The sequence below is a fragment of the Gimesia algae genome, assembly GCF_007746795.1.
In the GTDB taxonomy this organism is placed as follows: Bacteria; Planctomycetota; Planctomycetia; order Planctomycetales; family Planctomycetaceae; genus Gimesia; species Gimesia algae.
Genome location: NZ_CP036343.1, coordinates 5,883,549 through 5,892,306 on the forward strand (window position 1 = coordinate 5,883,549; position 8,758 = coordinate 5,892,306).

The following is an 8,758-nucleotide window of genomic DNA, read 5'->3' on the forward strand; positions in this document are numbered from 1 at the left end:
GCCAGACCTCTCACATGATTTTTGTACGCCGGACTTCCCTCAGGAAACATCCAGCAGGTTATCCACCGCAAAAGCAGACTCGCAAATATCTGACCCTTGATTTGATCTCATCTTGAACACCGGGTCTGACACTCTGCAGGTTCTGCCGTTTTTTTATGAATAAACCCGTGCTCTACTCCAACGCAGCGAAACTACTGGACCAGCAGGTTCCAGCCTCAGATCCGGAAGTACAACAGATACTGGCTGGAATTGGATTTACAGATCAGGAACGCGCGTTAACCCGTGTTCGCGAGATGTGTACCTCTGAAGGCATCCGCAAAGAACTGACTTTAATCCTGCCGACACTCTTGCAGGCTTTGACAGATGCAGCCACTCCCGATGGATCACTGATCAACTTTGAACGCTTCATCAACAGTGTTTCTGAACCAGAGATCATGCTTAATTTTCTCACCCACAATCCCCGCGCCGTTGAAATTCTGGTCAGGTTGTTTGTGGGCAGCCAGTTTCTCACTGAGATCCTGCTGAAAAACCCGGACTACCTGGAACGGCTGACCCGTTATAACCGGATTGCCGAATTTAAAAGCCAGCAGCAGTTTTATTCGGAGGCAATGGCGGCAGCGCGACAGGAAGCGAAATCGACAGCAGAAATATTTGATATCTTGCGCCGGTTCCAGCGGTGGGAACTTCTGCGCATCGGTGCCTGTGACACATTTGGCCTGATGGACCTGAAAAACATTACCGTTCAGCTTTCACTGCTGGCGGATGGACTGGTCCAGACCTGTTTGACGATTCTCTCTGAAGAATTGAAGCTTCCTCTCGATGACTTTGCCGTACTGGCGTTCGGGAAACTGGGAGGGGAAGAGTTAAATTACAGTTCGGATATTGACCTTGTCTTTATCGCAGGTGACAACTCAACACAGTACTGGCAACTCGGGCAACGATTGATCAAGTCCCTGATGGAATCCACCTCAGAAGGTTTTTTATATCGTGTTGACATGCGACTGCGCCCCTGGGGCCGATCGGGAGCATTAGTCACGACGGTGGATGCTTACGTCGATTATTTTGCCAGGCATGGTCGCCTGTGGGAAAAGCAGGCGATGCTCAAAGCGCGTGTGATCGCCGGTAACCAGAATCTGGGAATTGATTTCTTTCGACGGATTGAACCGCAGATTTTCAACTGCGATCCGGAAGAAGTGCGTAAAAACGTTCTGGAAATGAAACAACGAATTGAAGCGGAATTGAAAAAGAAAGGCAAAGACTGGGGAGAAGTCAAATCGGGAAAAGGCTCCATTCGTGATGTGGAATTTACCACTCAATACCTGCAGATGGCAAATGGCGCCAAGCATCCTTCGATTCGGAGTATCAATACACTCGATGGACTGGTCAGGCTGGTCGACCATGGCCTGATTCAGGCAGACGAATATCGGCACCTGACCAGTGGTTATGTCTTTTTCCGTAAAATTGAGCACGCGCTGCAGTTAATGCATTATAACCAGGAACATCGTATGCCAACCGATGAGCGGGAACTGGCATATCTGGCACGCAGACTCGATTTTCAGGAAGGCCAACAGCTGGTTCAATATTACGAACAACATCGGAAAGCAGTACGAAATATCTTCAAAAAGTACATCTCTGCTTCCCACTCAGATTCCGGTCTGCACGAGACTCAGTCTGAGCAGGAGAGTAATCCGATCGGCATGATGGCGGCATCCTACACGAAAGTTTTCAGTGAGCAGGAAATCGAAAAACACAGCCAGATGGCCCGCAAACTGAGCGAAACCAATAATGTGGAACTGCAAACAGAAAAAATTCCGGAAAACCAGGTGCGCCTCACGATGGTGGGCTTCGATCAGACCGGGGATCTGTCCCTGATCTGTGGGCTGCTGTTTGTGTATGGATTTGATATCCAGCAAGGTCACCTGTTTACCAATCAGAAGGTCAAACCTGCTGCATCCTCTCAAAGTCGTGCTCCCAAACCGAGTGAGAAGTCAAAAAGTGCACGCAAATTTGTCATCGTGCTCGAAGTCAAAGCATCTGACGCAGCCATCCAGCCTTCTGTCTGGATCAGCTATAAAAATGATCTGACAGAACTGCTGCATAAGGTAGAAACCGGAAAAATTGAGGAGGCGGTCGGAGAACTGGCAAAGCGGGTCGCGGCGGCTTTGCACGATTTGCCTCAAGCCAGCCAGATGCTGTATCCGGTCGAAATTGAACTGGATAACGATACTGACACACGCTACACAATCTTAAGGATTCAATCGGAAGACACGATCGGCTTCCTCTATGAACTGACAAATGCGTTGTCCATGAGTGGCATCGATATCGCCAGAATGGTCATTGATTCCGAAGGAACCAAAGTCAGTGATGTGCTCTATGTCACTGATGACAAAGGGGAAAAAATCAGTGCCGAAGCACAACAACAGGGATTGCGGGCTGCCATCGTACTCATCAAACATTTTACCCATCTGCTGCCCCGCTCGCCTAATCCGGAAGCGGCATTACTGCATTTCCGTGAATTCCTGGAGCATTTGTTTAAGCAACCAAACTGGGTAGAAGAAATTTCATCGCTCGAACGTACCAGCGTGCTCAGCGCACTGGCCCGGCTGCTGGGCGTGAGTGATTTCCTCTGGGAAGACTTCCTGCGGTTGCAGCACTCGAACCTCTTCCCGGTAGTCGCTAACGTGGAAGAGTTAAAAAATCGTATTTCCTTTGCAGAGTTAAAAGCAGAACTCGCAAGGGAACTGGCAGAGGCAACTTCAGCAGAGGATCAGCAGGAACGCCTGAACGCTTTCAAAGACCGGGCCATGTTACGCACTGATATGCGACATATCCTGGGTCATATTTCTGAATTTGGACAGTTTTCAGATGAACTGACTGATGTCGCTGAAGTCATCGTCCAGGGTGCCTATGCCATCTGTGATCTGCAGTTACGGGAACGGTATGGCGTTCCTCAACTGGAGACCGAAGACCCTTGTCGAATTTCTATTTGTGCGCTGGGTAAATGTGGCGGTCGTGAACTGGGCTTCGCCTCGGATATCGAGCTGATGTTTATCTATGAAGGCTCCGGCCAGACAACCGGCCCCGAATTGATCACGAACAACGAGTTCTATCTGAAACTGGTTGAGAAATTCAGCAAGATGATCAAAGCCAGAAGCGAAGGCATTTTTCAGATCGACCTCCGACTGCGACCTTATGGGCAGGCAGGCAGCCTGGCCGTTTCAGCCGAAGCATTCCAGAGTTACTTTTCTCACGAGGGAGCAGCCTGGCCTTACGAAAGACAGGCACTGGTGAAATTGCGCCCCATCGCAGCCGATGAAGAATTCGGAAACCAGATTGTCCGCATGAGGGATTCCATCATCTATGGCGGGAAACCATTTGATGTCGCTGCCATGCTGGCTATGCGCGAGAAACAGATTCAGCAACTCGTCAAGGGGGGCACGATCAATGCGAAACTCGGAGACGGAGGACTCGTTGATTGTGAATATCTGATCCAGGGTCTGCAGATCACTTATGGTCACCGGAATCCAGGATTACGAACCACGAACACACTCGAAGGGATTGACTCACTCAAAGAACTGGGATTAGTCAGTCCTGATGATTACGTGAAACTCCGAAATGCCTATATATTCCTCCGCAGACTCATCGATGCACTTCGAATGGTGCGAGGTAACGCCAAGGATTTAACTGTACCGCCTCAAGATCAGGAAGAGTTCGAGTTCCTTGCCAGACGCCTGGGCTATGGTCCACATACCGAGAAGCTTCAGAAAGAAATTTCCATGACCATGGATGGTGTTCGTGACTTAAGTCGCCTGTTGGCCCCTATTAAAGCCATGACCATTCGAACCAATGGCTGATCCTCAAACCTCCTGTTCCGCTCATCAGTTGCAGTAAACTGCCGAAAACAGCTTACAAACAATCATCATTTTGATATCACTTTTATCATTTTGAGCGCACACTTTACGTAACCCGAAATAATGCCATTTTCATTAAGAATAATATTAACAGTCACTTACAGCAATTCCTGTTTAATTGGCACAATCGATGCTTTTTAACATCCTTCAGAAGCGGTCGTGAGATTCAAACAAGACTGTAATTTCAAAGAAGGAATGGAGAGATGAAAAAATTATTGATCGTTTGTGTTGCATTCGCAGGTTTGGCATTCGTCGGAACAACATCCACAGCTCAAGCAGGCGGCGTGAATTTCGGAATCACCATTGGCAATGGCTACGGTGGTTACTATGGAAATCGGGGGTTTAACCAGACTCCTTACTACGGACGACGCCACGCATTCTGGCATGACACCAGTCACTACGATTATCATCCCGGCGGCTTCCAGCGCCATGGAAATCATTATCATTATGTACCAGGTCACTATGATTATCATCAGACAGGGCACTGGGACGGCAGACGACGCCACCATCGTCATTAAATTGCATCTTAAGCAACTTGATCTCACAATCGAGAGCGCGTCACATTTAACCATAGCGTCTCTCAATCTAAAATGCTCGGTCCATTGGGACCTGGGAACGCTACAGTAAAACTGGACACAGTCTAATGGCCACCGTCGATCCGATGAGTCTGTCCAGGAGACGCGTGTGGAAACGGGAACCGGGTGAATTCTCACTTTCCTGTTATTTAAAAGTGGCAAAGAAAACCAGAGCAGTCCTGAGAAGGATCTGCTCTGGTTTTTGAACAATCAGGTTTACTGAGAGCCAGCATCCCACCACTGGTCTGTCAGCTTCAGCAAATATCTGGCGTGTTCCGGGTATTCGGAAATCAGATTGTTCTGCTCGAAGGGATCGCCTTTGATGTAATACAACTCCGGTGATTCCCCCATGAGTCGTGAACTGGGAAAAATCGCCTTCCAGTCCCCTTGGATGCACCAGCGATATTTCAAACTGGAGGCGGGATCATCTATGTCGATCATATCATGCTCATAGATATCACCAAAAATGGCATCCCGGTCGGTATACCCACACCGACACATGACATCCATTAAATTAATGCCCTGCATCGATTCAGTCGGTTTCAAACCAACGGCGTTGAGCAGCGTGGGAGCAATATCAATACTACTGACCAGTGTGTTGTAATCAGCCGGAGCAATGTGACATGGCCAGCGAATCATAATGGGCGTGCGTATTCCCCCATCATAAGGACTCCGCTTGGATTTGGGCGCATATAGAAAACGGCCCTTCTTTTGTCGGCGTTTCTGCTCATTTTCAGGAACATCCTGAATCCAGCCATTATCAGTGACATAGACCACAATCGTATTCTGAGATAGGCATTTTTCATCCAGGTGATTCAACAGTTGACCACAGGTTTCGTCAAACCATTCGCACATTGCATAGTATTTTGCCAATTCAATCGGAATTCCGTACTGGCGGTATTTATCCAGTAAACGCTGTGGAGGATTGTGAGGCGTATGAGGCAGAAAGGGTGCATACCAAAGAAAAAACGGATCTTGTCCGCATTCATCTATGAAATCGAATACTGGCTTTAATCCTTCCCGGCCGATTTTCAATCCCAGATCCCCATGGCGACCTCCTCGTTTCGGGTCTCCGTGTGTCATCCCTGCAGTAAAGCCAGCCAGATTCGGGTTGCCTTCCCACCATTTGCCTGATTGAAAACTTTTATACCCGATCTTGCCCAGCATCTCGGGAAGACAATCTACGCTTTTGATATGTTTCAGCAGTTTCCGACGGTCCATTCCTTTAGGAGGATCGTTGCCGGTAATCTTATGCTGATGGGGGTACAAACCAGTTATCGCTGTCATCAGACTGGGGCGGCAGAGACTGACGGGGACATAGCCTCTTCTGAAAACAGCACTCTCACAAGCGAGCTTATCCAAAGCTGGTGTCTCGATCATCTCGTGTCCCATAAAACTATAGTCATTCCAAGCCTGATCATCGGACAGAATAAGTACAATATTAGGACGACATGCTGCAGATTCAGCCTGGACCAGTTCCGAAAAGTGACTGAGACATAAAAAAATCGTAAACAGATACCCGGACCACTTAGAAAATGACTTCACGTTGTTACTCCTCAGGAATAGAGCGCAAGGTTTTGCTGACGAGGGAACCATAATCTGGTATTCGGTGATCATACCTGACAGACATCCCAAATCACTTTTTGATAAGATTTTTCAAACTGGAATTATTCTGAAATATTTCGTTTATTTCCCCAACACTCAAGATTATAATGACGTATTAGTTGCAGGAGACATACACACACTTCTGCTTCACATTCTATCCATCCTACCAATTGCTTCACTAAGATCAATACTCAAAAAGACTTACAATTAATTTTACTTTCAACATTCAGGTTGATCTGAATCGATTCGCTCAATTCTACAGAGGGAATTTTTCCAGAGCCTGAGCAAAGTGTGAAGAAACAGGTTTTTCAAATTAAGCATTCCGGTTAAAGCAGCTTGGATGCGTTGACAGCGTGGAAAATGATAATTCTAATGTATTGGTAATCCTGTTTTCTGGATTATCAATTGGAACGTTACGTGATACGGGGCAAGCACTTCCAGAGATCTCTGGTTGGCTCAAACCAGAGTGATTGAAGTTTAAATGTCACTTACTTTTTTCGAAGAATATGAGGAATTTTATGCGGAAACTGATGAATGTGAAAACAGCTTTACTGTTCGGTCTGGCAGTAGCAGGACTTTCAATGATCTGCGCAGAAAATAAAGTTGAGGCTCGACCTAACTTTAAAAATATCTGGGCTGAAACTTACCCCGACTCCAAAATGCTGGTCGCGAAAAAATGTGGCGTCTGTCATCCTGGAAAAACCAAGAAAGAAAAGAACGACTACGCAGCAGCCGTTTTCAAAGGCTTGGGAAAACGCAAACAGACCGATAAAGACGTTATCGTGAAGGCACTCAAAGCTGCTGAAAAGATGCCTAGCTCAGTCGAAGGTAAAACCTATGGTGATTTCATCAAAGCAGATGAAATCCCACCATCAAAAAAATCTGAGTAGTTGAAATGAGATCAGTGCATCCCGCAGGATGTACTTGAATTACTCAACCAGCGACACAGGCAGGGCAATCAATTGCCCTGCCTTTTTTTATGATATCGTTTCAGACCCGTTCAAGTGAAAATCGATTACCAGCGGCAAATGATCTGATGCCTGCTTCGCCAGTATTGATTTTGCCACTTTGGCATTCTTAATCGTGATTGCCCCACGCACAAACGCTTTATCCAAAGTCCCCACAGGCATGTAAGCGGGAAATGAGCGAAACCTGGAAGGAGGTTGTGTCACTTCCTGAAACTCATGCTCTGAAAACGTTCCTTTCGCCAGTGTGTTTCGCCAGTCATTCGTATCACCCACAATGACAGTGGGATATCCATTACCCTCTTGAAACAGGCGATGGGTCAACAGATGATTGATCTGCCAGTGTCGTTCTTTTTCCGCCAGTCCCAGATGGAAATTCACCAGTTGGAATGCGCCTTCTGGTGAATCAATCATCACGATCTGGGCACCGCGTGCTTTACGCCATTTATTTTTTAAGGAAATCTGATGCTGAGATAAAAAGTTCCAGCGAGACATAATCAGATTTCCATACCCCCCCGTCTTCAGCTTGACGTTGAGTTGATACAGCGACTCCTGCATATTGAAATAGTCTGTAAAGATTTTGGGCTGATTATTGAAACGCGAACGTTTGACATTGCGATCCACTTCATGCAGACAGATGATGTCAGGGTTTTCCTGTTCAATCACCCCGATCACTCGTTCCAGCTGATAGCGACGATCTCTGCCGCCAATGCCTTTATGAATATTATAGCTTAATAATCGCATAATCGATTCGCTGTTACTTGCCTGCGAACACTGAAGGAGACACCTTGATCACTCCCAGATCATTTTCGCCGGGCGTAATTTTCAGTTTAAAACGTCCACGTTTCCACTCCGGCCTGGCCGCTAGATAATGTGCCTTCTCCTGCCAGAGTTGAAATTCCCATTCGCCGACCGGCAGGTTTTTGATCTTAAACCGTCCCATTTCATCTGAGGTTGCGAAGTAAGGGTGGTTCAATGCAACCAGCCAGCCTTCCTGCCAGGGATGAATGCTGCAACTCATTCGGAGCGGGAGTTTTTCTCCATACTCGAACGTGTGAGTCATCTTTTGACCGGGTGGCAGAACCTGATTCAGACTGGTATTCCTGTAACCTTTCACCTGAAACCCGTGCGCACATAAGTCTTTATTTTCAGCCTGCAGCTTCTGCCTGTTCACCCAGAGCCCGGCCACATGCGGTTGAAAGATACAACCTTTATTTTGAATAGTTACAGTTTCTGGCAGATTCTGATAATCAGGGTGAATGCGAGTCTCATCCAGACTCGATTCCCGCAGGTAGATGCAGACATTCTGCAGTCCCCCATTTTTCCCTGTCAGCAGGCCCTGATCAACAATCTGATCACTGAATTTTCCACAAATTGCCTCATCGCGACTGATATCCAGCTTCTCAGCCTGGGGCACCTGACCGGTATAGATAAACTGCCCTGTCAATGTTCCCCACTCTGCAGCTGCAACAGTCGTCGTCAGCATGCCAGCCAGGCTGAAGATCAGCAACCATAGACAAAACTTTAAACGAAGACAATGCAAAGTGGTTTCTCCTCATGAAACAGGCAAATCGATACATCTTTGAAAAGGATTCGTCCTGTAGACAAACCCCTCATCATATCTTACCGCCTGCCAGCGTGGGATGAAAGAATCGTGAGCGATTTCGAGTATTCAAAAGAAAGACCCTCTGTAGACAATTCT

General features: G+C 47.1%; 6 protein-coding genes. 3 read left to right on the forward strand and 3 right to left on the reverse strand.

Features of this window, described 5'->3' with window-relative positions; translation table 11 throughout:
• Positions 1 to 155 precede the first annotated feature (155 nt).
• Entirely contained in the window at positions 156 to 3,854 is a 3,699-nt protein-coding gene (locus tag Pan161_RS21985; protein WP_232103407.1) for a [protein-PII] uridylyltransferase family protein, read from the forward strand.
• Positions 3,855 to 4,114: 260 nt separating this feature from the next.
• Positions 4,115 to 4,429, forward strand: a complete 315-nt coding sequence (locus Pan161_RS21990) for a hypothetical protein (protein ID WP_145230879.1) — start codon at positions 4,115 to 4,117, stop codon at positions 4,427 to 4,429.
• A gap of 273 nt (positions 4,430 to 4,702) precedes the next feature.
• Here Pan161_RS21990 and Pan161_RS21995 read toward each other — a convergent pair whose 3' ends face one another.
• Complete coding sequence (locus tag Pan161_RS21995; protein ID WP_197995462.1) at positions 4,703 to 6,031, reverse strand: sulfatase family protein; 1,329 nt, start codon at positions 6,029 to 6,031, stop codon at positions 4,703 to 4,705.
• A gap of 590 nt (positions 6,032 to 6,621) precedes the next feature.
• Between Pan161_RS21995 and Pan161_RS22000 the strand changes: the two genes are divergently transcribed.
• Complete coding sequence (locus Pan161_RS22000) at positions 6,622 to 6,981, forward strand: hypothetical protein (protein WP_145230881.1); 360 nt, start codon at positions 6,622 to 6,624, stop codon at positions 6,979 to 6,981.
• A gap of 87 nt (positions 6,982 to 7,068) precedes the next feature.
• On the opposite strand, the gene Pan161_RS22005 is transcribed toward Pan161_RS22000, so the two are convergent.
• Together Pan161_RS22005 and Pan161_RS22010 are read right to left on the reverse strand one after the other, a co-directional pair.
• A complete protein-coding gene (locus Pan161_RS22005) occupies positions 7,069 to 7,800 on the reverse strand; it encodes an endonuclease/exonuclease/phosphatase family protein (RefSeq protein WP_145230883.1) in 732 nt (243 codons plus the stop codon).
• Between the two features lie 13 nt (positions 7,801 to 7,813).
• Complete coding sequence (locus tag Pan161_RS22010) at positions 7,814 to 8,599, reverse strand: hypothetical protein (protein ID WP_145230885.1); 786 nt, start codon at positions 8,597 to 8,599, stop codon at positions 7,814 to 7,816.
• Positions 8,600 to 8,758: the final 159 nt, after the last annotated feature.

Coding starts and splice junctions, on each gene's coding strand:
- Pan161_RS21985 (WP_232103407.1), top strand. CDS start 156: ATGAATAAACCCGTGCTCTACTCCAACGCAGCGAAACTACTGGACCAG.
- Pan161_RS21990 (WP_145230879.1), top strand. CDS start 4,115: ATGAAAAAATTATTGATCGTTTGTGTTGCATTCGCAGGTTTGGCATTC.
- Pan161_RS22000 (WP_145230881.1), top strand. CDS start 6,622: ATGAATGTGAAAACAGCTTTACTGTTCGGTCTGGCAGTAGCAGGACTT.
- Pan161_RS22005 (WP_145230883.1), bottom strand. CDS start 7,800: ATGCGATTATTAAGCTATAATATTCATAAAGGCATTGGCGGCAGAGAT.